General features: G+C 43.6%; 23 protein-coding genes and 1 pseudogene. 11 read left to right on the top strand and 13 right to left on the bottom strand.

What is annotated here, in order from left to right; genetic code table 11:
* Positions 1 to 116: 116 nt before the first annotated feature.
* From recJ to ACLFKQ_RS14985, 3 genes and pseudogenes are all read left to right on the top strand, one after another.
* Complete coding sequence (gene recJ / locus ACLFKQ_RS14995; RefSeq protein WP_449000608.1) at positions 117 to 2,432, top strand: single-stranded-DNA-specific exonuclease RecJ; 2,316 nt, start codon at positions 117 to 119, stop codon at positions 2,430 to 2,432.
* Positions 2,433 to 2,986: 554 nt separating this feature from the next.
* Entirely contained in the window at positions 2,987 to 3,229 is a 243-nt protein-coding gene (locus tag ACLFKQ_RS14990; RefSeq protein ID WP_449000607.1) for a hypothetical protein, read from the top strand.
* Between the two features lie 996 nt (positions 3,230 to 4,225).
* Positions 4,226 to 4,870: pseudogene (locus ACLFKQ_RS14985) on the top strand (efflux RND transporter permease subunit); the annotation flags it as partial.
* A 50-nt stretch (positions 4,871 to 4,920) separates the two neighbouring features.
* Here ACLFKQ_RS14985 and ACLFKQ_RS14980 read toward each other — a convergent pair.
* Positions 4,921 to 5,382 carry an SRPBCC family protein gene (locus ACLFKQ_RS14980; RefSeq protein ID WP_449000606.1) on the bottom strand — a complete coding sequence of 154 codons (462 nt, stop codon included), beginning with the start codon at positions 5,380 to 5,382 and terminating at the stop codon, positions 4,921 to 4,923.
* Positions 5,383 to 5,404: 22 nt separating this feature from the next.
* Here ACLFKQ_RS14980 and ACLFKQ_RS14975 point away from each other — a divergent pair, with 22 nt between their 5' ends.
* Positions 5,405 to 5,986: an Npun_F5749 family FMN-dependent PPOX-type flavoprotein gene (locus ACLFKQ_RS14975; protein ID WP_449000605.1), complete on the top strand. Its 582-nt coding sequence runs from the start codon at positions 5,405 to 5,407 to the stop codon at positions 5,984 to 5,986.
* Here ACLFKQ_RS14975 and cysE read toward each other — a convergent pair.
* Positions 5,983 to 6,750, bottom strand: coding sequence for a serine O-acetyltransferase (gene cysE, locus ACLFKQ_RS14970; protein ID WP_449001043.1), 768 nt, complete (start codon positions 6,748 to 6,750; stop codon positions 5,983 to 5,985). The genes ACLFKQ_RS14975 and cysE overlap by 4 nt on opposite strands.
* Positions 6,751 to 6,839: 89 nt before the next feature.
* On the bottom strand, positions 6,840 to 7,325 hold the full coding sequence (locus ACLFKQ_RS14965) for a hypothetical protein (protein ID WP_449000604.1): 486 nt from the start codon (positions 7,323 to 7,325) through the stop codon (positions 6,840 to 6,842).
* Positions 7,326 to 7,568: 243 nt separating this feature from the next.
* Here ACLFKQ_RS14965 and ACLFKQ_RS14960 point away from each other — a divergent pair, with 243 nt between their 5' ends.
* Positions 7,569 to 7,742 carry a hypothetical protein gene (locus ACLFKQ_RS14960; protein ID WP_449000603.1) on the top strand — a complete coding sequence of 58 codons (174 nt, stop codon included), beginning with the start codon at positions 7,569 to 7,571 and terminating at the stop codon, positions 7,740 to 7,742.
* A gap of 267 nt (positions 7,743 to 8,009) precedes the next feature.
* Here ACLFKQ_RS14960 and ACLFKQ_RS14955 read toward each other — a convergent pair whose 3' ends face one another.
* The 4 genes from ACLFKQ_RS14955 to ACLFKQ_RS14940 form a co-directional block, all read right to left on the bottom strand.
* Positions 8,010 to 8,939 carry a ChaN family lipoprotein gene (locus tag ACLFKQ_RS14955; protein WP_449000602.1) on the bottom strand — a complete coding sequence of 310 codons (930 nt, stop codon included), beginning with the start codon at positions 8,937 to 8,939 and terminating at the stop codon, positions 8,010 to 8,012.
* Positions 8,917 to 10,590 (bottom strand): ABC transporter substrate-binding protein, encoded by a 1,674-nt coding sequence (locus ACLFKQ_RS14950; protein WP_449000601.1) that lies wholly within the window; start codon positions 10,588 to 10,590, stop codon positions 8,917 to 8,919. Before ACLFKQ_RS14950 ends, ACLFKQ_RS14955 begins: the two co-directional genes overlap by 23 nt.
* Before the next feature lie 8 nt (positions 10,591 to 10,598).
* The gene (locus tag ACLFKQ_RS14945; RefSeq protein WP_449000600.1) at positions 10,599 to 10,868 is read right to left on the bottom strand and encodes a hypothetical protein; all 270 of its coding nucleotides are present in this window, start codon (positions 10,866 to 10,868) and stop codon (positions 10,599 to 10,601) included.
* Positions 10,869 to 11,084: 216 nt separating this feature from the next.
* On the bottom strand, positions 11,085 to 11,681 hold the full coding sequence (locus tag ACLFKQ_RS14940) for a hypothetical protein (protein WP_449000599.1): 597 nt from the start codon (positions 11,679 to 11,681) through the stop codon (positions 11,085 to 11,087).
* A 161-nt stretch (positions 11,682 to 11,842) separates the two neighbouring features.
* On the opposite strand from ACLFKQ_RS14940, the gene ileS reads away from it, so the two are divergent.
* Both ileS and ACLFKQ_RS14930 read left to right on the top strand, forming a co-directional pair.
* On the top strand, positions 11,843 to 14,764 hold the full coding sequence (gene ileS / locus ACLFKQ_RS14935) for an isoleucine--tRNA ligase (protein ID WP_449000598.1): 2,922 nt from the start codon (positions 11,843 to 11,845) through the stop codon (positions 14,762 to 14,764).
* 255 nt (positions 14,765 to 15,019) lie between these two features.
* The gene (locus ACLFKQ_RS14930; RefSeq protein ID WP_449000597.1) at positions 15,020 to 15,436 is read left to right on the top strand and encodes a CsbD family protein; all 417 of its coding nucleotides are present in this window, start codon (positions 15,020 to 15,022) and stop codon (positions 15,434 to 15,436) included.
* A gap of 296 nt (positions 15,437 to 15,732) precedes the next feature.
* Here ACLFKQ_RS14930 and ACLFKQ_RS14925 read toward each other — a convergent pair whose 3' ends face one another.
* Together ACLFKQ_RS14925 and ACLFKQ_RS14920 are read right to left on the bottom strand one after the other, a co-directional pair.
* Positions 15,733 to 16,020 carry a TMEM165/GDT1 family protein gene (locus ACLFKQ_RS14925; protein WP_449000596.1) on the bottom strand — a complete coding sequence of 96 codons (288 nt, stop codon included), beginning with the start codon at positions 16,018 to 16,020 and terminating at the stop codon, positions 15,733 to 15,735.
* Between the two features lie 45 nt (positions 16,021 to 16,065).
* Positions 16,066 to 16,437 carry a TMEM165/GDT1 family protein gene (locus tag ACLFKQ_RS14920; protein ID WP_449000595.1) on the bottom strand — a complete coding sequence of 124 codons (372 nt, stop codon included), beginning with the start codon at positions 16,435 to 16,437 and terminating at the stop codon, positions 16,066 to 16,068.
* 548 nt (positions 16,438 to 16,985) lie between these two features.
* Here ACLFKQ_RS14920 and ACLFKQ_RS14915 point away from each other — a divergent pair.
* Both ACLFKQ_RS14915 and ACLFKQ_RS14910 read left to right on the top strand, forming a co-directional pair.
* A complete protein-coding gene (locus ACLFKQ_RS14915) occupies positions 16,986 to 17,933 on the top strand; it encodes a serine hydrolase (protein WP_449000594.1) in 948 nt (315 codons plus the stop codon).
* A gap of 12 nt (positions 17,934 to 17,945) precedes the next feature.
* A complete protein-coding gene (locus ACLFKQ_RS14910) occupies positions 17,946 to 18,446 on the top strand; it encodes an N-acetyltransferase family protein (protein WP_449000593.1) in 501 nt (166 codons plus the stop codon).
* 360 nt (positions 18,447 to 18,806) lie between these two features.
* On the opposite strand, the gene ACLFKQ_RS14905 is transcribed toward ACLFKQ_RS14910, so the two are convergent.
* Together ACLFKQ_RS14905 and ACLFKQ_RS14900 are read right to left on the bottom strand one after the other, a co-directional pair.
* Positions 18,807 to 21,998: an efflux RND transporter permease subunit gene (locus ACLFKQ_RS14905; protein ID WP_449000592.1), complete on the bottom strand. Its 3,192-nt coding sequence runs from the start codon at positions 21,996 to 21,998 to the stop codon at positions 18,807 to 18,809.
* 114 nt (positions 21,999 to 22,112) lie between these two features.
* Positions 22,113 to 23,549 (bottom strand): efflux RND transporter periplasmic adaptor subunit, encoded by a 1,437-nt coding sequence (locus tag ACLFKQ_RS14900; protein WP_449000591.1) that lies wholly within the window; start codon positions 23,547 to 23,549, stop codon positions 22,113 to 22,115.
* A 273-nt stretch (positions 23,550 to 23,822) separates the two neighbouring features.
* On the opposite strand from ACLFKQ_RS14900, the gene ACLFKQ_RS14895 reads away from it, so the two are divergent.
* Complete coding sequence (locus ACLFKQ_RS14895; protein WP_449000590.1) at positions 23,823 to 24,341, top strand: MarR family winged helix-turn-helix transcriptional regulator; 519 nt, start codon at positions 23,823 to 23,825, stop codon at positions 24,339 to 24,341.
* Positions 24,342 to 24,506: 165 nt separating this feature from the next.
* On the opposite strand, the gene ACLFKQ_RS14890 is transcribed toward ACLFKQ_RS14895, so the two are convergent.
* Both ACLFKQ_RS14890 and ACLFKQ_RS14885 read right to left on the bottom strand, forming a co-directional pair.
* Complete coding sequence (locus ACLFKQ_RS14890) at positions 24,507 to 24,740, bottom strand: hypothetical protein (protein ID WP_449000589.1); 234 nt, start codon at positions 24,738 to 24,740, stop codon at positions 24,507 to 24,509.
* 204 nt (positions 24,741 to 24,944) lie between these two features.
* Positions 24,945 to 26,075, bottom strand: a complete 1,131-nt coding sequence (locus tag ACLFKQ_RS14885) for an LptF/LptG family permease (RefSeq protein ID WP_449000588.1) — start codon at positions 26,073 to 26,075, stop codon at positions 24,945 to 24,947.
* 85 nt (positions 26,076 to 26,160) lie between these two features.
* Here ACLFKQ_RS14885 and ACLFKQ_RS14880 point away from each other — a divergent pair, with 85 nt between their 5' ends.
* Positions 26,161 to 26,409, top strand: a complete 249-nt coding sequence (locus tag ACLFKQ_RS14880) for a hypothetical protein (RefSeq protein ID WP_449000587.1) — start codon at positions 26,161 to 26,163, stop codon at positions 26,407 to 26,409.
* The last annotated feature ends 14 nt before the right edge of the window (positions 26,410 to 26,423 follow it).

The following is a 26,423-nucleotide window of genomic DNA, read 5'->3' as shown; positions in this document are numbered from 1 at the left end:
ACTTTTCACATAATTTTCAGAGAAAGACTTTAAAATTTATACGTTTGAGGCGATCGATTTATGCAGGGGAGATTTAAGATTGAGTTACGACCGAACGATGCTAGTTATTGTAGTTAATGAATTCTCAAACCCAATGGCAGTTAGTAACTCCTTCACCAATACCTCAGTGGTTTATCGATGCAGTAAAACCCTATACTCGTAACTCTGAAGGAAAATATGCGGCGCAATTATTGTGGCAAAGAGGTATTAGAGATTTAAAACAATTACTGGGTTTTCTCGATCCCAATTTATATAACCCTGCCTCTCCTTTTGAGTTTGGCGCAGAAATGACTGGAGCGATCGCTCGTTTACAGCAAGCCCGCGAAACAGGAGAAAAGGTGGCAATTTGGGGTGATTTTGATGCCGATGGCATCACTGCAACCAGCATTTTGTGGGATGGTTTGGGGCAGTTTTTTCCCCAGTATTTACAGCTTGAATACTATATTCCCAATCGCTTAAGCGAATCTCACGGTTTAAATAATTCCGGTATTGAAAGATTAGCAGTCTCGGGAACCAAGTTAATTGTTACCTGCGACACGGGAAGCATTAATTTAGCCGAAATTAACTATGCTCGCCAACTGGGAATCGATATTATCGTCAGCGATCATCACACCCTACCAGAGTCGCGCCCTCCAGTAATGGCAATTATCAATCCTCGCTATTTAGCAACCAACCATCCCTTATATCATCTTTCTGGGGTAGCAGTGGCATACAAACTCGTAGAAGCACTCTATCAAACTCTACCCGAAGTTCCCCAACAGCCTTTAGAATATTTACTAAATTTGGTAGCAATTGGACTGATTGCCGATTTGGTGGAGTTAAAAGGAGACTGTCGTTATTTAGCACAAAGAGGGATCGAGCAGCTACGCCAACAACTCGACCCCAAAACCGCGACTCGTCCGGGGGTGACCAAACTATTAGAATTATGCCGTCGCAGTGGCGATCGCCCTACCGATATTTCTTTTGGAATTGGACCGAGAATTAATGCCGTCAGTCGCATTCATGGAGATGCTAGTTTCTGTATCGAACTATTAACCAGTGGCAATCGCGATCTTTGCGCTCGACTAGCATCAGAAACCGAACTAGCCAATACTCGCCGTAAAGCCTTACAGAAAGACGTTGCCGAACGAGTCAAACAAAAACTAGTCCGACTCGACTTGTCTACTACTTCAGTTATCGTCCTCGAAGATCCCCAATGGCAGGGTGGAGTTTTGGGATTAGTTGCAGGACAAATTGCCCAAGAATACAGTCGTCCCACAATTTTATTGAGTAGCGGCAGTGATGCGATCGCCAAAGGGTCGGCGCGATCGATTGCCAATATCGATCTCTATCAGTTAGTAAAATCTCAGCGCAATTTGCTGCATAGTTTTGGCGGCCATCCTTTTGCAGCAGGATTGAGCTTGCCCCTAGAAAATCTACCTTTATTTACCGAAGCGATTAATCAAGAGCTAAGACAGCAAGAAGCAACAATGGCGATCGCACCCGACATCGTCGCAGACCTAACGGTTACCGTTGCCGAGTTGGGTAAAGAGTTATTTTACGAATTAAACTTATTAGAGCCCTGCGGTATGGGCAATCCCATTCCCAAATTACTAATCGCAAACTGCTGGTTTACCAACGTTTGGAACAGTAATATTACAGACTATAGCGGTCGCAAAATACAATATATCAAAACTAGTTTTAAACTTTGGGATGATTCTACCAATGAGGGTTTTCCTGGAGTTTGGTGGGGGCATTATCGCGACGAAATTCCTCAAACTCAACCTTGCGACGTTATTGCCGAACTCGACTTTAATAGTTATCAAAAACAATACGAAATTCGCTTAATTGAATTGCGATCGCGCTACGATGGGTTACCTAGAGAAACTGCAACTAAGGAGACAAATTTAATTATCGACTGCCGTCGTAATTCGACCGCTTTAGATTGCCGAGAAACTGCTTCTGCAATAGAAGTTCTCGAGCACTGCCCTTCAAGTTGGACGGAAATCCAGCGTCAATATCGCCAGGCTGTCGCCCGCAACCGTAAATTAGTTTTGGCTTATCGCGCACCTCAAGCTTTAAATGCTCGGGTTGTTTGGCAGCAGTTAGTCGGAATTGCTAAATATTTAAGTCGTACCCACAAGCCCGTTAGCCACCAGCAGCTCAAAGAAAAATTAAACCTCTGCAATCGCGCTTTAAATGTCGGTTTGCAAACCCTCTCTCAGCTTGGATTCCAGCTGCAGCAAACAGAGGATCTATATCAGTTTAATTGGCACAAAAGCCAACTCCAGGAAGATTTATCACTAGAATTACGAGAGTTCGAACTGGCGATCGCCGAACAGCAATTTCAACAGCAATACTTCGAGCAAGTTTCTCTGGCTACTATCGAGCGACAGTTATCAGTTCTCAACTAGGTAAAAGAACCGAAGAGATTTTGAGTCTATAAAGTAATCAGTAACGAGAAAGTATGCGAACAGAGCCAGAAGAAGAAAAGAGCAATAATTTATCTTCGCTCTGTCTTGAAAATGTTCTTTGTTCTTTGACTGTCAGACTTCAAATCCAAAAGCAAAACTTGAATTCTGTAATTGTCTACGGAGTTTGAGAAGGTCTATCTCAAGAGAGAAGGTGCCAGAGTATAACCCGAGCATGATGTGACTGAGTAGTCATCTATTTTAAATTAACTATATCGGTCGAACTTTCTTGGATTTGCTAGAGGAGAAACGAGAGGCAATGCTCAAAATTGGGAGCGATGAATTTGCCAACTACAACTAGATCTAGATCTAGATCGACCTTCTGTCTCAGTCATCCTGTCCCGAGCAGAATAGTTAGATCTCTAGGTCAAGACTCTATACCAATTTGAAAACAGAATGTTACACATCATTTTGGTAAGGGCAAAGTTTCGTTCGCGCTTTTGATTTGGTATTAGTTAGCAAGATTGCGATCGATCGGTTTTAATCAATTTATTTTTATGTCCTCCGAGGAAAAGTCCGCATCAACTAAACACAAACACGTTGCCTCAGATGACACCACTAAGGATGCTGTTGAGCAAGCATGGGCTGTAGAGCCAGAAGAGCTAAAAGAGCAAAACGGCAACGACAATTCTAACGAGACAAAGTTTCGCGAGCCTCCACCAGAAAAAATAAGAGCCGACGAGGAAAACCAGAACGAGTCTCCAGAAAATCAACTCAAATCTACTTTAAAGAAATATTGATGGCTAGTTCCGGTGCTGGGAATTGTCTTAGTAATTGGCGGCATAACGGTGATGCGTCTCCAGGAAAATTCCAGACAAGAAGCGACGACGACCGCAACTGCTCCCTTGTCGGTAAGGACGGCAACTGCCGAGCGAGAACCGATCCGAGCTTGGGTATCAAGCGAGGGCCATGTTCGGGCTGCCGAGTATCAGCATCTGACTTTTGAAGTAGAAGGCGATATTACTTATCTTGCCGATCGCAATGGTCGCAGACTACGAGAAGGTGACTTTGTCAGGGAAGGCGAACTGCTAGCACGGGTTGACGATCGCGAACTCGTTGCTGACCTGCAGCAGGCGCAAGCCGCCTTAGCCGAGGCACGACAACAGCGAGCCGCCGCCGCAGCTCAAGTTGCCCGGGCACGGGCTCAACTCAAGCGAGTCCGCTCTAGCCAGGATCTAGCTCGAACCCAACTCAAACGCTATCAATTTCTCTTTGAACAGGGAGCTATTTCTGCTGCCGAACTCGATACCCGCACCGGAACTCTCCGGGAGTCTGAAGCTAACGTACAGGCGGCACAGGCTGAGGTAGAAGCCGCTCGAGAACAGCTCCAAGCTACCCAGGCACAAATCGATACCGCTCAGGCGCGAGTGACGCAGGCGGAGGTAGCATTAGAAGGTGCCAGCATTTATGCCCCCTTCGATGGTGTAATTGCCTATCTTAACTACACCGAAGGAGAATATTTCACGCCTCAGCTGGTTACCACCCAACTAGGGGGAGATTACCAAGGTATTTTAGAGCGAATTCCCATGGTGATCATCGATCCGAGTGTGTACGAAGTAATTGTCGAGCTAGCAAGTCCCACGGGGGAGCGAGTTCGTCCCAATCAAGAAGCTTTTGTAGCTCCAGAAACTGCGATCGCCGAAACCGCAGTCGGCGATACCTATCAAGAAACCCTGGTCGCTGCCGCCAGAGCCAGAGGGGAAGTTTTTGCTGTCAACCCAGCGGTTAGTCCTGGCGGACGACGTACGGTGACGGTGCTCGCGAAAAATGAAGGCAATACCGTCGGTCAGATTTTGGCAGAGTTAGAACCAAGTCTCCAAGAAATGCAGCAGTCCTGGCCTCAAGGCTACAGCTATAGCTTTGGCGGTGAAACAGAAGACCAAGCAGAAACCTTTGGTTCGGCAGGACAGGCACTAGCGCTGGCGGTCTTTTTAGTGTTTGCGGTACTGGTGCTGCAACTGGGTTCTTTCCGACAGCCCTTTATTATTCTGCTGGCAATTCCCTTTACCACCATCGGCACGTTCGGGGGTTTTTTCCTGGTCGGGATTCGGTTTTCTTTTACTGCTTTTATCGGCATTATCGCCTTAGTGGGAATTGTGGTCAACGATGCGATCGTCATGGTCGATACCATGAACCGCTATCAAGAAGAGGGGATAAAAAAAAAGCAAGCGGCGGCTAATGGGGTTGCTGACCGCCTGCGACCGGTATTGACTACTAGCATCACCACAATTATCGGCTTGATTCCCTTAGCGTTGAGCGATCCAACCTGGATGCCGTTGTGTAGCGCGATTATTTTTGGCTTGATTGCCGCAACCCTAAGTGCCTTACTTGTCGTCCCTTCTCTATACTTGCTACTCACGCCGAAGACTGAAGTAGGATAGATTTATTAGGAGAAAGCTCGGTGGCGGTTACTCTAGATCGCGCTCGAGGATCATTCTTTTGTCGAGATAACTTGGCATTTTTCTTGAGTTATCTGATGGCGGTAGCGAAACATTTCTTTGAGACGAGAATCTACCCACCAACCCAAAAGCAATTCTACCAGCCAGCCTCCGGGTATTTGGTAGTCGATCGCGTCGGTCAATCTGGTTTGATTGCCTTCTGAACTAAACAGATGACGATGCTGCCAAGACTGCATCGGACCTTCAACTTGAATATCGGTAAATATTCGCTGGGGCTGACATTCAATATGTTTGGCTACCCATTTAACGAGAACTGGACCGAGATTTAGGCGAAACTCGCTAATTGCCCCAACATTTAATCCTCCCTCCCGGCGCACTATGGTAACCGGTTGCCAGGGTGGAGTCAAAATATCGAGAATATCTTGTCGTTCGTGAAATTGCCACACTATCTCTAGAGGCGCGTCGATCGTACTAGAATATTCAAAATGCAGCATGGCAGTAATTATAACTTTTTAAATGTCTCTTGCTTCTTGGCGATCGCCCCTAGCTCGGGCAATTCATCGCAATCGCTCTCAACCCCACTCTCGATACCTACAACTAGCAACCGTTACTCCAGAAAGTACTCCAGCCAATCGTACGGTGGTGTTTAGAGGTTTTCTCGTCAATACCAACGATCTCAAAATCGCCGTAGACTCTCGCAGTAAAAAAATTAGAGATATCGAGCATCTACCTCAAAGTGAAGCCTGCTGGTACTTTACCAAAACTCGGGAACAGTTTCGCCTCACGGGTAGTTTGACTTTAGTAACGGCAGACTTTGCCGATAAAGATTTACAGACGGCACGGCAAACAACTTGGCACGATTTATCCGATGGAGCGCGGTCGCAGTTCGCTTGGCCTCATCCAGAAAAGCCACGAGCCGAGCGGGGCGCTTTCGCGATCGCAGTTCCCGATAAACAAGCACCTTTACCTAACTTCTGTCTGCTATTACTAACCCCTACCAAAGTAGACCACTTAGAATTAAAAGGCGAACCACAAAATCGTTTTTTACACTGCTTACGAGGCGATCGCACTTGGTCGGTTCGCTCGGTTAATCCCTAGTCATATTCTCCTAAAAATTCTCTAATTTCTCGATCTCTGAGCAAACAGCTATTGTTAGAGCGATAACAGGGGTCTAATTCATTGTCATTTGTTTCTGACAGAGCCGTAACTAGAGAGCTACGATCGGATTGAGATTGTCTGAGTTGCCTTACTTCTCTTTCTAAAGATTCGATGCGGTCTAGCAGACTGCGAATGACTGCCGCTTCAGAATCGGGTAAATTGCCGTGTTCTAGAGGATCGACTTTAACTCCAGAACGATAGACTACTCTCCCAGGAATGCCGACTACCGTACAGTTAGAGGGAACATCTTTGAGAACCACAGAACCCGCACCGATTCGAACGTCATTACCGATTTGAATATTGCCAAGGACTTTGGCTCCTCCACCAACTACTACGTTTTCTCCCAAAGTTGGATGGCGTTTTCCCGTCTCTTTGCCCGTACCTCCCAGAGTTACTCCCTGATAGATGATTGTATAGTCGCCGACAATGGCTGTTTCGCCGATTACTACTCCCATACCGTGATCGATAAAGACTCCTCTGCCAATTTGCGCTCCTGGGTGAATCTCAATTCCCGTTAGAAATCGAGCCAAATGAGACACGAATCTGGGAAAAAAAGGAATGCCGATGCAGTACAACCAGTGGGCAAAACGATGTAAAAAGAGAGCATGTAGACCTGGATAACAAACTAAAACTTCTAACCAATTTCTTGCTGCCGGGTCGCGCTTAAAGACAATGCGAAAGTCTGCGATCGCTTGAGAGAACATGAATTTTGTTCGAACATTCAACGATTTTTATTTTACCTTTCTCTATCAATTTCGGGAATCTAACTTTTGAAGTGAAATCTACACTTGGGTTACTGCTTTACGGAAAGCCGATAGGTAGTTCTCTGATTGGGCTGCATCGAACCCACCCAAATATGATATTCCCCTCGTTGCCAGTTAGTATCTTGTAGGAGAGCATCTCTAATTGCTTTCTTCCCAAAAGCACAGCGAATATTCTCTTTACCCGAACCTTTAACTACTAGAGTGGTGTTTTTGCCGCCACTATTTACATGGAGAGATAGTTGCTCGAAATCATTTTGTAAAACCATAGTGTGATCTGGTTTGGGATCGCCATAACCCATACAGGGTTTGTCGTGTCGATCGCGATTGGCGATCGAGGCTAAGGAGTAAGAGCCGTTGGTATATCCAGTTACTACCGCTGTGGCTCGCTCGAAGCCTAATACTAGATTTAAGTGAGCGAGGGTATTTTGCGCGAGCGCGCTCGAAGTGGATATGGTAATTGTACCGATAGCTGTAGCGACCGTCTCTAGTCTACACCATCTTTTCTGTTTGGTCATTCTCCTAATTATTGCTTATTTCCTTAATGTCGATTAGATTATAATACTATTTGTGTTCTACCATATTAAAAACCTTTTTGTTAGTAACAGATATAGAACGGGGGAATTACAGGGATTTACGCGACATAACTACTAGTACAGTTTAGTTTCTCAATCTCGAGCGACTAGTTAACTTTGATTAATATCCCAGACTATAAACCAACTGCTGTAATAAGAAAAAAATTTCATCGGCAAGCACAGACTATGAATATTATGTTTTTTTTAACGTTCATTCTACTTTTGCTCGGAAATTGGTTACTGACAACAGTTTTAGTATTTATTCCCATGGGCATAATCGACCGAATCAGTTATCTAAGCTGGTGGGGTGTGGCTGTGGGATCGCTGCTATTTCTGGCTTGGTGTTTGGCTGACGACTAGTCTAACTAGACTAAGTTCTGGGACTTGCTGGCGAACTAACAGCAGTTTTCGTTTGGGTAGACTACATCTTGGTATTAGGCAGAAGTCAGGAGTCAGGAGTCAGGAAGCAAAAGAAAAAAGTCGCTCGGTTGTGTTCTATTCAACTGAAAAGCGCAGAAGATCGCAACTGCTTAATTGGTAACTCTTTGAGAGAGTCAAGCCTGAGTTGATGGTTAGTAGTTAATAATTAGGGAACATAATTCTTTGGCGATCGCTGGCGATCGCCAATTAGAAATTCCAGATAAAATCAGTGGGCTTGCCTTCGCCAGCTAGAGAGGAGTCATCGATCGCTCCCAATCTGACCGAAGTTTGTCGAAAGGAAGCATCATCAATTCTTCTGGCAACGCGATCGGGAATTCCGTAATCGTATACTACATGACCTTCTCCAGCTAACACGACGATCTGAGTCTGGGGGTTATCTCGATAGTATTGGGAGATCGCGGCAGCCATGGTTTCATCCCACAATACCTGGGCGGCAAAGAAATTGTCGAAGCCATCGCTGTTTCCGTGTCCGTAATGGTTGTGAGCCTGATAGATCTTTCGGCTTGCGGCACGATAATCTTGGTTGTCGGTGTCAATTTCACTTACTGGCGGAATATAGCGCAAATCGGCTTCGGTCAAACTTTCTAAACCATTTTCGGCGACCTTGCGAGTTATTTCTGTGGGTGTATTTATCGCTAATAAAGGTAGATTGTGAGCTTTAGCAAAGCGCAGAATTGGCGCGTAATATTCCCAGTCAAAACCCCAGCGTTTATCGTATTCGGTTTGCCTTCTCAATTGAGCTTCGTCAATTTCTCCAGCTAAATAGCGGTCTAAAATGGGCTGAAAAGGACGTTGAAACATTTCCAAGGCGATCGCCAGATTGGAATTTTGGCGATACAGTTTGGCGATGATTTCTAACTGTGCCCGATGATCTTCGATACTGTCATGATTTTCTCCCAGATAGACCACGTCAGCCTCAGTTAATGCAGCGATAATATCTCGATTGTCTACACTCTGTACTGTCGAAGAATTTGTCTGCGCCACCATACCAGTAGGCAAGCCACACCATAAGATAATTCCGAGCGAGAGAGCGCAATATATAGTGCGTCGGGTTGCCGAAGCTTTCTTGGCAATATGAGAGGCAGTGATTCCATCACTTAGAGGCTTTTGCTTCATCGTTTATTGGGTTAGTCGTGTTGCCAATCGTCCAAAAAGGAAAGTTTTGACTGGGATTAATCGTAACTCCGCTAATATTGTTTTGAGCGAAAGCATAGTCTTCGGTTTGCCATAGAGGAATATAGGGGACATCCCGAGCGAGGAGTTGTTGCAGTTCGACAAAAATAGCTTGACGTTTTTGGGAATCTCGTTCTCTTCTTTCTGCCTCGATTAGTTGATTGGCGCGATCGCTATAGTAAAACGAGCCTCGGCTTTGAGCCGCACCTTCTTGACAACCTACATCGGCAGAACCGCGACTACAGCTAAGAAAGGGTTGGAAATAATTATCTGGATCGAGAAAGTCGGGATACCAGTCTACTAAGGCTGAAGGATATATTCCTTGGCTGATATTGCTAAAAAAGGAAGCAGATTCGACGCTGTTGGGAACGAACTGTATCGCACCGTCTAATTCTAAATCGACGTAAGCTTGGATAGTTTCGGCGACAATACCCCGGGTAATCGAACCAGAAGGATACCAAATTTCGACGATCGCCGGATTGACTGAGGAATAACCAGAATTACGTAGAAAATCTTTGGCTTTATCTACGTTAGCATCGCCATAGATAGTTTCAAACGTAGGCTGATAAGAATCGAAGGCTGTCGGCAGCAAACTGTAAATCGGTTCTGCCAGTTCTTGTAATACTCGGCGATCGATTAAAGCGCGATTAATAATCGAAGCGATCGCTTGTCTTACTTCTAGACGATTTAATGGTTCTTGTTGCAAATTTAAGACTAAATAGTTGATTACCGTTCCCGAACCGGCAATTGCCTGCCACTTATCTTCTGAAGCACCTTCAATAAGGTTCTGAATCTGATTGGGATCTAGTGATTGATAGGCGACGGCGATCGCACCAGTGCGAAAGCTGTTGAATAAATTAGCCGAGTTCCCGGCATAAATTTGGAGATCTACTCCTTCATTAGTTGGTTGTTCTCCCCAGTAGTCTGGGTTAACGTTGAGACTAATTCCATCGCTACTAAAATCGGCTAGCTGGTACCTACCCGTACCCACCAAAATATTAGGATTAAATTCTCCCGCACCAATTTTATAGGCTTGAGGCGACACCGCACAAGCACCCGGAAAAGCAAGTAAGGCGGGAAAGGCGGCAAAAGGCTGTTTGAGAGTAATTTGCAGTTCGTATTCTCCAACCGCCTCGATATTTTTTACTACATCTCCCAATAAAAAAGCTGGCTTACCACCGTTAGTAATAAAGCGATCGAGAGAAAATGCCATCGCTTCGGCGTTAAAAGCAGTACCATCGTGAAAGGTAACCCCTTGGCGTAAGGGAATGGTGTAGGTCAAACCATCCTGACTTATTTGAGGCATTGCCGTCGCCAACAAAGGTTGAATTTCCGTCGAACCCAATTTATAGGTATAAAGGCTTTCCGCCACGTTATAGATAATATTCAATCCTGCCAACTCATAGCTATCAGCCGGATCGAGAGTACGCGCCTGGAGAGTAGTTCCTATGGAAATGCGGTTGCTGTTAGATGCCTGATTTGGGGTTTGACTGTTATTACAACCTACAGCTAAAGCAAAACAGAGTACCAACAAAGTTAGAAAGCGAGAAGTTTTACCGCGCCACAGTCTAGAAAAATATTCGGCGATCGCCATAGATATTGCTAGTTATTTTCTTCGAGATTACGCAGAAATAGACGTTTACTATGGGGTAAAGATTCATCATCTTCCGATTTAGCTTCTTCTGCTAGAGATTTAAGCTTTTTATTAGCTTTGCTGCGAGCATTATCTAGTAACTGGTCACCACTTTCCGATTTACCAAAGCGCTCCTTGACAGCATCTTGTTCTACTACCCGATCTGCCGCCGTTTCAGCCTTATCTGCTCCCTTATCGTATTTTGTATCGGCAAGCGCCGCTGAGTTAAAAGCAAACATGGCAATACTCGAAATTATCGCGATCAATAAGACAAATCTTAATACTCTACGCCTAAGCAATTGACCAGACTTCAACATAATTTCCCTTCGATAATTGCTGCTAGTACAAAATGAAGTCATCGGGCACTTACCGTTCCCAGGCTGCCTCGGAACTACGCCCCTCCAACTGAATCATACTAACAATAAAATAATAAGAATGTAGCTGATACTTTGGGTTCAGTCCGCTTCGGTAAACTGTTTTCTGCGTAACATGATTGCCAGCAGCACCATGAAAAGAGGCGCAGTAATACCCCAAGGAAAACCCAGAAATAGCAGATTTTGGGAGTACGTTGGATAGAAATATACGATGCCGATCGACGGAGTCACCAGGGTATGGGCAATAAATGAGATTCTGACCCACTTCTCAAAACCAACGCCAGTCAGTGCTGGAACGGCAACCAAGGTCGCCAACCCCATAAATATGTACCCCACGGCATCGTAGTCCCAAAACATGGAATGGGGAGTCTGTTCCAAGATGCCAATAGCCTCAGATGTTCCGACTAACTTGGCAGGAATCACTGTTGCTAGTTGGACGACATAATTCGCCGTCACAAAAACCGCATAAATGATGGTGAAAATCAGCGACGCATGGGTCCAGAATTGTTTGTCTTTCGCCGTTAGATAATGGAGCGCAAGCATCTCGATAAGGAAGGGGATGACGATACAGAGAGACGTTCCATAAATTAAGCTCTCGTCGAGCGGAAAACGGAGCAGTCCTATAACCTGTAATATCTGCACCAGATCGTATCCGATAGTTGACAGAAAGGCTGCCAAGCCAGACCAGTATCCAACTTCACTTATGGTTCCGCTCGTGGTTCTCATCTTTAATGAACTAGCAGCAAAATTTTAAAATAAATATCGAATGCTTTACATCGGGCGATCGAGTAATAATATACAAATAAACAATTAAACCCCTAGCCAGATCGAGATTGACTGTGACAGAAGCAAAGAGCTATAAAGATACCGTAAATCTGCCCCAAACTAATTTTAGTATGCGGGCAAATTCCAAAGTTCGCGAACCAGAATTACAGCAATTTTGGTCTGAACATCGAATTTACGAACAATTGTCGCAGAATAATCCCAAACAACCCTTTATTCTCCATGATGGTCCGCCATACGCTAATGGTTCCCTACATATGGGTCATGCGCTGAATAAAATTCTTAAAGATATTATCAATAAATACAAATTGCTACAGGGTCATAAAATTGATTATATTCCTGGTTGGGACTGTCATGGGCTTCCCATCGAACTGAAAGTCTTACAGAAAATTAAGTCCAAAGAAAGAAAAGAACTTACTCCTCTCAAACTGAGGCAAAAAGCCAAAGAATTTGCCCTAAAAGCACAACAAGAACAGTGCGATGGCTTTAAGAGATACGGCATCTGGGGGGATTGGCAACATCCCTATCTTACCCTCACTCCCGAATACGAAGCAGCACAAATTGGTGTATTTGGGGACATGGCACTAAAAGGCTATATCTATCGTGGTTTGAAACCAGTTCATTGGAGTCCTAGTTCTCGTACGGCACTAGCAGAAGCAGAATTAGAATACCCAGAAGGACACACTTCCCCTAGTATTTATGCCGCGTTTACAGTTACTGAGTTAGGAGAAGGTGCCAAAACATTAGAAGCATATTTACCCAATTTAAATGTCGCGATTTGGACGACAACTCCCTGGACTATTCCCGGTAACTTAGCAGTTGCGGTTAATAAGAACTTAGAATATGCGGTGGTCGAATTAAGTCCGCCCTTACCTACTGTAGAAGCAATGATGGCAAAGGAAGGGGTATCTTATTTGATAGTCGCTAAAGATTTAGTCGAAAGATTATCGGCAACTTTAGAACGTAATTTGACTATAAAAACTACCTTACTAGGTAAAGCCCTAGAAGGCATGACTTATCGACATCCTCTATTTGACAGAGAAAGCCAAGTCGTCATCGGTGGCGACTACATTACTACTGAATCTGGTACGGGATTGGTTCACACCGCACCCGGACACGGACAAGAAGACTACATCACGGGACAAAAATATAGTTTGACCATTCTTTCTCCTGTAGACGAAGGTGGAAAATTTACTGAAGATGCGGGTAAGTTTGCCGGTTTAAACGTGATTGCTAAAGGCAACGAAACAGTTAGCGAAGGAAATCAGGCGATTATCGAAGCCTTAACTGAAGCGGGCTCATTGTTAAAGCACGAACCTTACACTCACAAATACCCTTACGACTGGCGTACCAAGAAACCTACGATCTTTCGCGCTACCGAACAGTGGTTCGCTTCGGTAGAGGGATTTCGTGAGGAAGCTTTAAAAGCAATTTCTACTGTAACTTGGATACCAGCCCAAGGAGAAAATCGCATTACTCCTATGGTAAGAGAGCGTTCTGATTGGTGCATTTCCCGTCAGCGCAGTTGGGGCGTACCGATCCCCGTATTTTACGATGAGGAAACCAACGAACCACTGTTAACTGAAGAGACTATAAACCACGTCAAAGCTATTATTGCCGAACGAGGTTCTGATGCTTGGTGGGAACTGTGTGTAGAGGAATTGTTACCCGAATCCTATCGCAATAACGGACGCACCTATCGTAAAGGTATGGATACGATGGATGTCTGGTTCGACTCTGGTTCTTCTTGGGCGGCGGTAGTCAAAGGTAGAAATTTAAAATATCCCGTCGATATGTACCTAGAAGGTTCGGATCAGCATCGAGGTTGGTTTCAATCTAGTTTGCTTACCAGTGTCGCGATTAACGAGATTGCACCTTACAAAACCGTTCTGACTCACGGCTATGTCGTCGACGAACAGGGGCGCAAAATGAGTAAATCACTGGGTAATGGTGTCGATCCCAATACAATTGTTGAGGGTGGCAAGAATCAAAAACAAGAACCTCCTTATGGTGCAGATGTCTTGAGACTTTGGGTATCTTCGGTAGACTATGCTTCCGACGTTCGCATTGGTAATAACATCGTCAAGCAGCTATCGGATATTTACCGCAAGATCCGCAATACCGCTCGTTTCTTATTGGGTAACTTACACGACTTCGATCCCAAACAAAATGCCGTCGCTTATGCAGACTTACCCGAACTGGATAAATATATGCTGCATCGCATCACGGAAGTATTTGATGAGGTAACAGAAGCTTATTCGAGTTATCAGTTTTATCGTTTCTTCCAAACCGTACAAAACTTCTGCGTCGTCGATTTATCTAATTTCTATCTCGATATTGCTAAAGATAGACTATATATCAGCAGCATAGACTCATTCCGTCGTCGTAGCTGCCAGACGGTACTCGCCGTAGCGGTAGAAAATTTAGCAAAAGCGATCGCACCCGTACTATGCCATATGGCTGAAGATATCTGGCAATTTTTACCATATGAAACACCTTATAAATCGGTATTTGAATCTGGTTGGGTGAAAATAGAGGAGGAATGGAGAAAACCCGAATTGAACGAGTTCTGGAATACCATTCGTAATCTACGGGATGAAGTAAACCAGGTAATGGAAGAAGCGAGAAAAGCTAAAGCAATTGGTTCTTCTTTAAATGCTAAGGTACTGCTTGATATCCCCGATGCCGAGTTACGCCAAAAATTAGCATCTTATGATTCTTCCGATACTATAAGCGAAAAAAATGTAGACGAATTGCGCTATTTCTTCTTGGCTTCCCAAGTAGAGTTAGTAGACAGTTTGGATGCAATTCAACAGGCAGAGTATCGGAGTAATTTTAGTTTGGCTTCTATTGCTGTAGTTAAAGCCGATGGCGAGAAATGCGATCGCTGCTGGAATTATTCTCTAAGTGTAGGAAGTTTTGCCGACGATCCGACAATTTGCGATCGCTGTAATGCTGCATTGAAAGGCGAATTTTAATTAGTTCGAGCTTTAACGATAACGATCGTTATAACTTTGATACGCTCGTGCCATAGTAACCACACAGAATTAGCTAGTTGATTATGGCAGCAATTTCAATCGTAAAGAAGTTCGCTCTCTCAGTTAGCCTAAAGCGATCGCATCTAAATATTTTAACTTGCGCGATCGCGGCTATATAACCTGAGAGTGATTAATCTCAGACAAATATTACTTATACTCAATGGGGTTAATGAAAACAAATTTTAGATATTTTTGATGAAAAATCCCAATTTTGCTACTAATTTAGTTAACGGTGCGCGCCAACTAGTCGCTTTTGTAACTGCTCTAGCAATATTTACCGCAGTTCTCTTTAATGCTTTTACCGTAAAAACTGCTAGCGTTAATGCTGAGAATATTAATTTACCTGCAATTATTGCCTTAGAAAATGTATCTGGTGAAGGCGTTGGTGATAAAGTAGAAGGCACCATGGATAAAGGCGTCGGTACGGTGCAAAAAAACTTCGGCAAGGCTACGGATCGTCCCGGTGATGTGGTAGAAGGAACTTTAAAACAAACAAAAGGCGAAGCCAAACAGAATATGGGTGAAGCTAAAGCACAAGCCGATATGGCTCAAGAGAAAGCCGAAAATGCTTCTGAAAGCCTACTAGATTCGATTAAAGATTTCTTTGAGTAAAAATTTCAGACGTAGCAAACCCTTTAGGGTATCCAACAACTTCTAAAGGGTTTTGTAGTGTTTTTGTATTATTAGGCGACTTAGTATCTGCTCTAAACAAGTTAAGAACTTAAAATAGCAAATTTCTAGATGGATGTCCCCGTTCCTTATGTAGAAAATAATTTTCTTTCTTAGCGATTGGTGAAGCCAGTGCCCTTCGGGCAATCGCATTACTCAGACACTCATACCTTAATTTACTAACGCCGAAAAAATTTATAGCGATTTTTAGTTAAATAGAATATAACTAATAACCTCTATTATTCGTCTTCTAGGTCGCGATCTGGCCATAAAATTTTTAAAGCCATCGTGGCAAAGCCGATCGCCGCTAGAGCTTTGAGTAGCTTTTCTGGTAAAATTTGTGCTACGCTGCCTCCGGCAATAACGCCGAGAAAACTGGCTAAAATCAAGGCAACTGTAGAACCAAAGAACACGGCGCGAGGAAATTTAGAACTGCCTCCCAGAGCGATCGCTGCCAGCTGACTTTTATCGCCAATTTCGGCTAAAAATACGGTAATAAAACTAATTCCAATAAGTTGCCAATCCATTTTTTACTAAGCAATAAACGGTGGTCGGTAAATGAGAATCGGAGTCTAGGCTCCAACTATATCGCCAACTAGCCAGCCGGCGATCGACAAGAGCAGTACTGCTACAACTAGATCGAGAGCTTGGGGAGCCAGTCTTTTAGCTAGCCAATATCCAATTAAAACTCCGAGTAAACTAGTAAAAATTAGAGCCAGTGCCGCACCTACAAAAACAATCCAAGGGGAGCTAGATTCAGCACTCATCAACAAGGTTACTAGCTGAGTTTTGTCTCCCATTTCAGCAAGAAAAATAGTGATAAACGTAGAGCTAAAAACTGCCCAAAAGCTATATTTCTTCTGGCTCGACTCTAATTGAGGCTGAGATATTTTCAGATGCTCTATTGATTCACTTGATGTGCGATCGCTGGTCATTAAAGGCATAGTTTAATCGATTATGTTGGCTGAGACAGAGGTTTGGTGAAATTATTTTTCCTGCTATTGTCGCAAAGTTTCTTCTAAACTCCAAATTTAGGAAACTTATTCCATAATTGAGGCGATTGTCTGACGGTATCACGAATAATCACCTAGTTTGTTTGTTATTAGAAATAGCGCGATCGCCTTCTCCTTCTCAAGCTAGATCTAAGACGCAAGGAGCTTTAGCCGACAAATCGCAAAAACAAGCTAGCAGCACTACAAACTGAGGCTAACACATTTACTGGCTTGAAAACTAGAAGAAAAAATCATCAAGCTTTAAATCAACCATCATCATTATTTCGATTGCAAAATTTTATCGTTTAAGCCAGATCGCTCGCTCCCGTCCAAACCAGGACAAACTTTCATACCAAACTTAGTTAACCGCGAGGAATATCCAAGATTTATTTAGACTCGATGGTTGCTTTAAAATTAATTTTGAAATTAATTATGACCATAAAACCCAAGTTAAAATCGAGTTTATTGCTGAGCTAGAACTGAGAACTTACTTTATTTTTATGCCCTTTTTTCGTCCCGACGACCAGTTAGATAAAATTGCCCAATCGATTTTAGCAGCGGCACGCTCTAAATTTCCTACCTTAACTAGAGACAAAATCGCTCTTACTTGGATAATATACGACTCACCAGTATTCGTTAATACGGGTGGTGCTCTATCGGCAGAGGAATTTTGGCAACATCCAGTTAGGAGTTTTAGCTATCGGGGAATGGAAACAATTTATCCTGCCAGCATAGTTAAATTATTTTATTTAGTAGCAATTCATGAATGGCTGCAGAGGAACATGATTGCCGAATCTTGGGAGTTAAATCGAGCTATTCGAGATTCAATCGTCCTTTCTAGTAATGATGCTACTAGTTTAATCGTTGACGTACTTACGGGTACGACTAGCGGTCCCGAACTACCAACCGCACCTTTCGCTACCTGGAAGCACCAGCGCAATATCGTCAATCGCTACTTTAAATCTTTAGGCTGGAAAGAATTAGAAAGTATTAATGTCAATCAAAAAGTCTGGGGCGATGGTGCTTATGGCAGAGAAAGAGCTTTTTTAGGAGAATTAATGGAAAACCGCAATATGCTTACCACAGATGCGGTAGCCAGACTACTACACAGTATTGTCGGTGGGGTAGCAGTGTCGAGTCAGCGATCGCTAGCAATGATGCAGTTGCTCCAACGTAGTCTCAATCCTGACGATTTGGTCAATTTCGATGGCGAAGATCAGATTGAGGGTTTTTTAGGGCAAAGTTTACCCCCCAACGCTCGTATCTGGTCGAAAGCAGGTTGGATGAGTCAAGTACGCCATGATGCTGCCTATATTGAAATTCCCGATTTACAGCCTTATCTGTTGGTAGTATTTACTGAAGGAGAAGCTAACAGTCAAAACCGGGCTATCTTACCATTTATTTCTCAGGCTTTTATTAAGGGAATGCAAGATTTATCGGCTATGTAACCTCAATTAACCATGACTAATTCGATAAAAATACGCTCGGCTATTCCCAGTGACACGAAGACAATTTTAGCTTTTATTTACCAAAAATCTGAGTTCGATCGCTATATCGGTGCATTTTCTGGCAACATAAGAACCACGGAAGCTAAGATTCGCGAAACTATTTTTAATCAAACACCTTTTGCCTATGTTCTCATTGCCGAAATTGCGCAAAGGTCAGTAGGATTTGCATTATATTATTATCGGTATTCATCTTTTGTGGGAAGACCAAGTATTTGTCTTGACGACTTGTATATAGAAGCAGATATGAGAAGTCGAGGTATTGGCAACCAACTTATGAATTATTTAGCTCGAATTGCCGATGAAAATTTTTGTTCCCATCTGGCTTGGACTGCCGATGCCCGAAATATTCGCGGCTTGAATTTCTACCAACGTTTAGGAGCAAAAATTGTAGATAAAAACCAAAATGTTTGTTATTTTGAATGGGCATCTTTTAAAAAGCAACATAATAAATAAAATAAATAATAAACTTAATCCACCATAGCAGTCCTAAATAAAAACAGAGAAGAACTCCACACAGCTTAAGAAATAAACCTAGCATCTCGATCTAAAATCATCTGGGATTGCTATAGTAGCTATACTTATTGCTTTTTGCCTTCCTACATAGTATCAGGAGAAAACATGGGAGTTCGGCATTATTTTCTTTCCGAGTTTAAATCCGAAAGAAGATGCGGCTCATTTGCACCGTAAGATCTCATGCTATTTTTCATCTTGAAAAATGTTGCAATTTTAAAATCCGTCTTTTACTTGACTATCTCAAATTTAAAACTATTGTTGCGAGCACTCCATCATTAAACGCTCAGCAACCTCCTCTAATTATTTTTTAGCTTCACTAGAACCAGACAGAGCGACATTTTCTCGTTTGCCGTTTGCTGTTTCATTGTCGGTGGGAGGAGAGGGTAAATGTTTGGAAATGCGATCGCTAAATCCGGTAATTACGATATAGAGTACGGGAACGATAAATAAGCTCAGGAAAGTAGCGACGATCATCCCGCCAATTACCACTGTTCCCAGGGATTGACGGGAAGCAGCTCCCGCTCCACTGGCGATCGCCAAAGGAAACAGCCCGACGATGGTAGAAAATGCCGTCATTAGAATGGGACGCAAACGCTGTTCGGAGGCTTCTACGGCGGCTTTAACGATCGAATAGCCTTGCCCTCTGAGTTGGTTGGCAAATTCGACGATCAGAATCGAGTTTTTACTTGCCAGACCGATCAACATTACCAAACCGATTTGACCATAAATATCATTATCTAAACCTCTTAAAGACAGAGCCAGTAATGCTCCCATTACCGCTAGAGGCACTGCCATCATAATAATCAGCGGATCGAAATAATTTTCGTATTGGGCAGCTAATACCAGAAACACGACTACTATGCCCAGTCCAAAGATAATCGGTGCTTGACCGCCAGAGTTAATCTCTTCTAGTGCCGTTCCCGACCAAGCGTAGTCATAACCTGCGGGTAAGGTTGACTCTGCAACCTCCTCGATAGTCGAAATTGCTTCTCCCGAACTATAACCTTCTGCTGCCGAACCAGTAATTTCGATCGCTCTGAATAGATTGAAATGAGGAATGGTAGAAGGTCCAGAGTCGGGGGTCAGGGTGACTAAATTCGCCAGAGAAATCATCTCATCATTGGCAGAACGAACGTATAACTGTCTGACATCATCTGGTCGAGCGCGAAACTCACTATCAGCCTGCACGTAAACTCGATAGTTGCGTTGTTGCAGGGTGAAGTCATTGACGTACTGCGAGCCGAGAGAGATTCCTAAAGTGGAGAGAATATCGTCGATATCTACCTGTAATGCCTTTGCCGCATCGCGATTGATTTCTACTTGGTAGCGAGGAGTATTGGCAGTAAAAGTAGTATAGACCGATTCGATTGGCGATCGCTGATTTGCCTGTTGTAAGAATTGATTCGACACCTCAAGCAGACTACTAATATCTCTATCGGAATTGAGTTCTTGGAGATGGAGGGTAAATCCTCCAAAAGAGCCGAGTCCGCGAATTGCTGGCGGGTTATTAGGCAAGATTCTGGCTTCGGGAATGGCGGCAAACTGTTGTCTCAACTTAGCAATAATTGCCTGTGCCGACTGATTTGCTTGCTTTCGCTCCGACCAGGGTGCCAGGTTGGTAAACATCAAGCCACTATTGGCACCGCCACCGCCAAAACTGAAACCACCGACGGTAAAGACGGTATCGACTTCAGGTAGTTCCAGCATTTGAGCTTCTGCTTTTTCCAATACCTCTCTGGTGTAGTCGAGCGATACTCCAGGTGGTCCTTGAGCGATAGTAATAAAGTATCCTTGGTCTTCTTCGGGCAGAAATCCGCCAGGAACTTGGGTATAGAGGTAGGCAGTAAATCCCAATAAAAGAATGAATATACCGATGACGAGGCTTTTCAAACGAGTAATTCTTTCTAACGAGCCGCGATACTTACGGCACACCCAGTCCAAAAAGCGGTTAAATCGCTTAAAGAACCAATTGAGCCAACGAGGAGGCTGATTTTCTCTACGCAGCAAGAGTGCCGAGACCGAAGGTGCCAGGGTTAGGGCTAGAAAAGTAGATACGGCAATAGAAAAAGCCAGAGTCAGAGCAAATTGACGGTAAATTGCCCCCGTCGCACCGGGAAAGAAAGCTACCGGTAAAAATACCGCCATCAAAACTAGAGAAGTAGCGATTACAGCACTAGAAAGCTCCTGCATCGAGGCGATCGCTGCTTTACCCGGACTCTCTCCTTCCTCAATGAGGCGGCTGATGTTTTCCACTACGATAATGGCATCATCGACCACCATCCCCGTTGCTAGAGTTAGTCCAAAAAGGGTCAGAGTATTGAGCGAAAAGCCAAACGCCCTCACGAAAATAAAAGTACCAATTAAAGAAGTGGGTATGGTCAGAACGGGAATAATCGTGGTGCGCCAATCTTGCAAGAAGATAAAGATGATTAGAATCACCAGCAAGATCGCCTGCAGCAGGGTAAAAACTACTTCAGAAAGGGATTCGTTGACAAAATCGGTAGAATCAAAAGCAATTTGATATTTAATGCCTGGGGGAAAATTTTCCGCCAAACGAGCCAATTCTGCTTTTACCGCACTGGCAACTTCCAAAGCATTACTGCCAGGCAATTGAGTAATTCCCAAGCCAATTCCTTCTTGTCCGTTAAATCTTAAAAAGGTACTGTAGTCTTGTGCCCCTAGTTCGACTCGTCCCACGTCTTTAACCTGAATCAGCGCGTCGTTTTCCTCGGAACTAACCACGATATCTTCAAACTCTGCCACATCCGATAGGCGAGTGTTAGCTTCCAATTCAATTTGATAGAGTAACTCATCTGAAGAAGGCTGTTGCCCCAAAGCACCAATTGCTGCCTGAAGATTTTGTTCGTTAATCGCATCCACCACATCTTGGGGAGTAAGATTGCGCGTTGCCAATAAATTGGGGTTGAGCCAGAGACGCATCGCGTAACGACGCTCGCCGAAAATTTGGACATTTCCCACCCCATTTACTCTTTGCAGTGCCTCGGCAAGCGAGATATCAGCGTAATTACTCAAAAAAATCGGACTGTAGCGATCGCCTTCAGAGTAAATTCCAATTGCCATTAAAAAACCCGCGCTTTCTCGCTGCACGGTTACCCCAGTACGCTGTACGGCTTCGGGTAGTCGCGACTCAGCGATCGAGACGCGATTTTGCACGTCCACCGCAGCTAAGTCGGCATCCCTAGAAGGATCGAAAGTAATATTGATACTGCTGCTGCCGCTACTACTAGTCGAAGAGATGTAGCGCGATGCCTCGACTCCGTTAATTTCTCGCTCCAATATGTTAGTGACCGTATTCTCTACTACACTGGCACTAGCACCAATATAGTTAGCCGAAACCGAAACCTGTGGCGGAGCAATCTCGGGATACTGAGCGATGGGTAAGGTAGGAATACTAACTGCTCCCAATAACAGGATCAGCAAGGCGCAAACACTGCTAAAAACAGGACGCTTGATAAAGAAAGATGAAAACATATAGATAGCGGCAATTGATGAGATAAGATTTTTACTCTGGCTTCAGTTGATGGTTAATCGTTGATGATTGATGGATATTCCATCTTCTCGTCCTCCTCTACATCCCCTGCTTGGCTACTTTTCTGACAAAATTTCCAAGCGATCGCGCTCTTGGGGTTGAATCGGTGCCCCGTCGGTCAGATTGAGAATGCCCGAGACGATCAGGCGATCGCCTGCTTGGAGTCCTTCTAAAACCGGATAGTTATTATTTTGAATTTCGCCCAATTCTACGGGAACTTGTCGGGCAACTAATTGAGGTTGAGCTTGAGCTTGGCTGGGAGTTTCTGACTCGGCAGCAGCTGATTGAGATTCTGGTTCTGTGGCTAGATAGACAAAGGCTTGACCGCCGACGCGAGTAACTGCAGTTGTCGGTACTAAAATTCCTTGCCGCTCGTCCCAAACAATCCGAGCGCGCACATCTTGACTATCGCGCAACTGACCGTCGGGATTGGGAAAGCGAGCTTGAGTTAGAATCGTTTGGCTATTGGCATTTACCTGAGGCGAGATGAAAGTAATCTGTCCTTGACCAATTGGGTTGCCTTGGGTGTCTGCCAATTCTACTGGTAAACCCCTACGCAGTTCGGAACGGCGATCTACGGGAATTGCTAATTCTAGCTCTAGAGGGTCGTTTTGGGTTACGTTGGTCAGGGGAGTACCGGGGGCAACATATTCTCCTAGTTTGGCAATAATGTTCCCAACCTCGCCAGCAAACGGAGCATCTACACTAGTGTCTTGTAATTGCTCTCTGGCAACCTCGACATTAGCTCTAGCTTCTTCTACTGCTGCCTCTGCCCGATCGAGATTGGCACGAGCTGCTTGCACTCGATCGTCGAGAGAGTTTAGTTGGGCGATCGCTGCAGCGCGATCGCGCTCTACCAAATCCAGTTCTTCTCGCGCTAAGGCTCCTTGTTCGACCAGAAACTGGCGGCGACTGTATTGTTGGTTCTGTAATTCTACGTCTGCTGCTGCTGCCCCGCGTTCCGACTTGACCGATTGCAGTTCTGCTAGGGCATTAGCTCGGGCTGCCCGGGCAGAATTTAGGGCGGCTTGCAAACTGTTCAACTCTGCCCTTTGGCGGTCTGGTCTTAGCTGAAACAAAGGCTCTCCTGGGATTACTTCGTCCCCCTCGGCAACGAAAATTTGACTTACTCTACCTTCAATTTCGGGGCTGATGGTTACTGACCGAGGAGAAGTCAAACTGCCAATAAACTGGGAAGTTTCTCGCACGGTCGAAGATTTTAGTGTTATTAAATCTACGGGAGCAGCTCGCATTTGTGACTGTGCTGCTGGTGGCGCAGAACCTTCCCCTCTGCTTTGCCACCAACGCCATCCTCCGTATCCCAAAGCAATTAATAAAGCGACTCCTAGAACGACAAGCCAAGGTCGTTTGGGATTGGGAGAATTGTTGGAAGATTTACCATTGTGGTCGAATTTATCGCTTTTGGTCTGCTTGTCTTGAGACTCAAACAGCTCTTCGGTTTTGGATGAACGGTCGGAAGAGTTGGATTGCATTGCTCGGAATCAGGATTAAGGCTTAGAAGTTGGCTGGGACTAGGCTCGAGTTAGAAAAGTAACAACTAAATTTTGCTTCACAAATCGTTTAGAATTGTTAAGAGATATTTAATGGTTTGTTTGCCTAACTATTCGTTTGCCTAACTATACTCTAATTAGTATAGTCACTAAATAACCCGATCGCAGCGTAAATAAAAGTAATGAGCAGAAAAGATCGACCGATAGTAAGATTTAAGAACACGGCAGCAAGACAATATGCTAAATTAGATAGTTATGGCAAAAAATAATTCTCGCTCGATACCTTTGAATGATGCGGCGATCGCTTCACGACAGTGTGCCGACAAAATTATGAAGGTTATTCCTGCCATAACTCACTTTCTACGTAACGAAGTACGTCAGTATGAAACACAAAAGCACGAGAAACCTCAATTATCTCTATCTCAACTACGAATTTTGTGTTTTTTAGACCGTCATCCCCAATCTTCTTTGTCAGATGTTGCCGAATTTTTGGATGTAACTCGCCCTACTACTTCTGGAGCGATCGAACGTTTAGTGCAGCAAGGTTTAGTTGATCGCGTCCACGATCCTCAAGAACGGCGGCGAATTTTATTGTCTCTTACTTCAGCAGGCAGTGATTATCAACAGCAAGTGTATCGAGCTCTTTCGCGATGTATTGAAGAGCAACTGAGTTCTCTGTCTCAGAAAGAATATAGCCAATTAATGGAAGGATTGCTATTGTTGGAAACCGTGTTTTCCGAGGCGACTAGCTTTGAGGAACGGAGAGAGCAATAATTCAACTTAATTAGATGGCGATCGCCATGGATAAAACTTCTAATTTTACTCAAAAGACTGGGCACAATCGAACTTGGCAATATTTGGTAATAGTTTGAGACTACCACTCTGTCTACAATTCTGATGATTATTTTCAGTATTTAGTCACCAATTAGGCAGCTAAATCTAACCTGTTTGTTTAGGCTCAAATGATTCAATTCGATCGAGGCGAATTGTGGTATCGTCGCTTAATTTACACCAGTCTGCATTCTCGTCGGCATACACATCTACTATTTGACCACTTGCTCGAACTAGTTGACCATCTTCGTCTTGAAAAGTAATTTGACACTCTTGTTTGAGAGTTGCTATGGCTTCTAAGCGATCGTGTAGTTCGCAGCTTACAGGAGTGTAATTACTCATATGTTTTTCCTTAGCTTTGTGACTCTATTTGCATTTAATTCTATAAAGTAAATTGTCTTGCCACATCTATATAGAGTCAAATAATTTTAGACCGACCATAGCCAGTTAATAGTTCTTAAGTTAGAAAGTAAAATTCAAATTTTACAACATTATATCTATTGCGATCGCTTGAGAGCGAATTTTCTCATCTCGATTAACTATTAGCTAACTATTAGCCACATTTAACCAGCGTATTCCCAGACCAAAACCGATTAAGTTTGGTAGCCAAGCTGCTAAACGAGGAGAAACCAAGCCAACAATACCCAAAGTTCCGCTAGCAAAGCCTAAAAAGTAATATAAAAATACGACAATGATGCAAATACCAAATCCTTTAGCTCTACCAATTTGAGTAAAATTAATGCCTAAAGCCGAACCAATTAATGTAAACACTACACAAATAAAAGGAAAAGCAATTTTTTGGTGAATGCGGACTTGAAATAATTTAATTTCTCTATCTCTACCAGTATATTTAATAATATCTAGGTATTCTCGTGCTTGACTGATATTCATCGCTTCGGGTGTGCGTTCCCGATTGATCATTTTAAAGATCGCAGGAGATAGTTTTAACTGTAATTGCTCGTGTTCTTGAATTTCCAACTCGGTAATATCTTCGGCGAGGAAATTGATTTTTACTTTAGTTAACTGCCAAACTTGCTGTCGATCGCTCCACTGAGCCTGTTCGGCAGTAATAATTCTTGCTAGACGATCTTTCAACCAAGATAAGATAGTTATTTCATAAAGTTTTTGATTACTAAACTTTCGAGCATAGTAAATATTTTTAAGTTTTTTTTCATTTTCAAAGTTTTGATATTCGGGATAAAATATATCCGTTTGAGCTAGACTGAGTTGAGTTTCGGGAATAAAGTTATTTTGAATGATACTGACACGATAGTTAGCAGCGGGAACTACTAATTCATTTAAGAAAAAAGTCAAACAGGTAACAAGCGAACTAACAACTAGTGCTGGAACCACTAAACGATAGATACTTATTCCCACACTACCCATTGCGATTAATTCGCGATCGCCATTCAAACGACCATAAATTACTAAAGTCGTTAGTAACATCGATATGGGCAAAGCATATCCAACGTATTCTGGTACTTGATAACAAAAAATTAGAGCGGTAATATAAATTGGGATATTGTATTCAGTAGTTTGATAGACCAAGTCAGAAATAGTGCCAACTGCTACCCCCACAGAAGATAATAATCCGACACTGAATAAAAAAAAGATGCTTAGTTCGCTAGCAATATAGCGGTCGATTACCGATAGCTTAAAAGATAAATATTTAGCCAACAATTTGCAAGTTAATTTTCGATTAGCAACGCTATATTATCTCAGTTGATACTAGGTTGGTTGATTTTTAGATGTTGAATGTAAAATGATAAAACAGTTAACATTTGTAGAGCGATCTTTGATAGACCCAGATTATCCCAATGCCATTCTCACTTTTACCTATCGTGGTTTTAACATTCAGGTTAGCCGCGATCGCTGGGAAGGACGATATATTTACACTGCCTGGGCGAATCACCCTCTCGGTAGTGCGGTTGCCGTCCCCTGCGCGGTGAATACTAAATTGGCAATTAGAAATGCCAAGCGATGGGTCGATCGCCGAATGTCAAATAATTAAAATCGAATGCAAGC

This window comes from Myxosarcina sp. GI1(2024) (assembly GCF_053543375.1).
The sequence above is the reverse complement of the archived record's forward strand: the minus strand, read 5'-3'. Positions and strand labels throughout refer to the sequence as shown.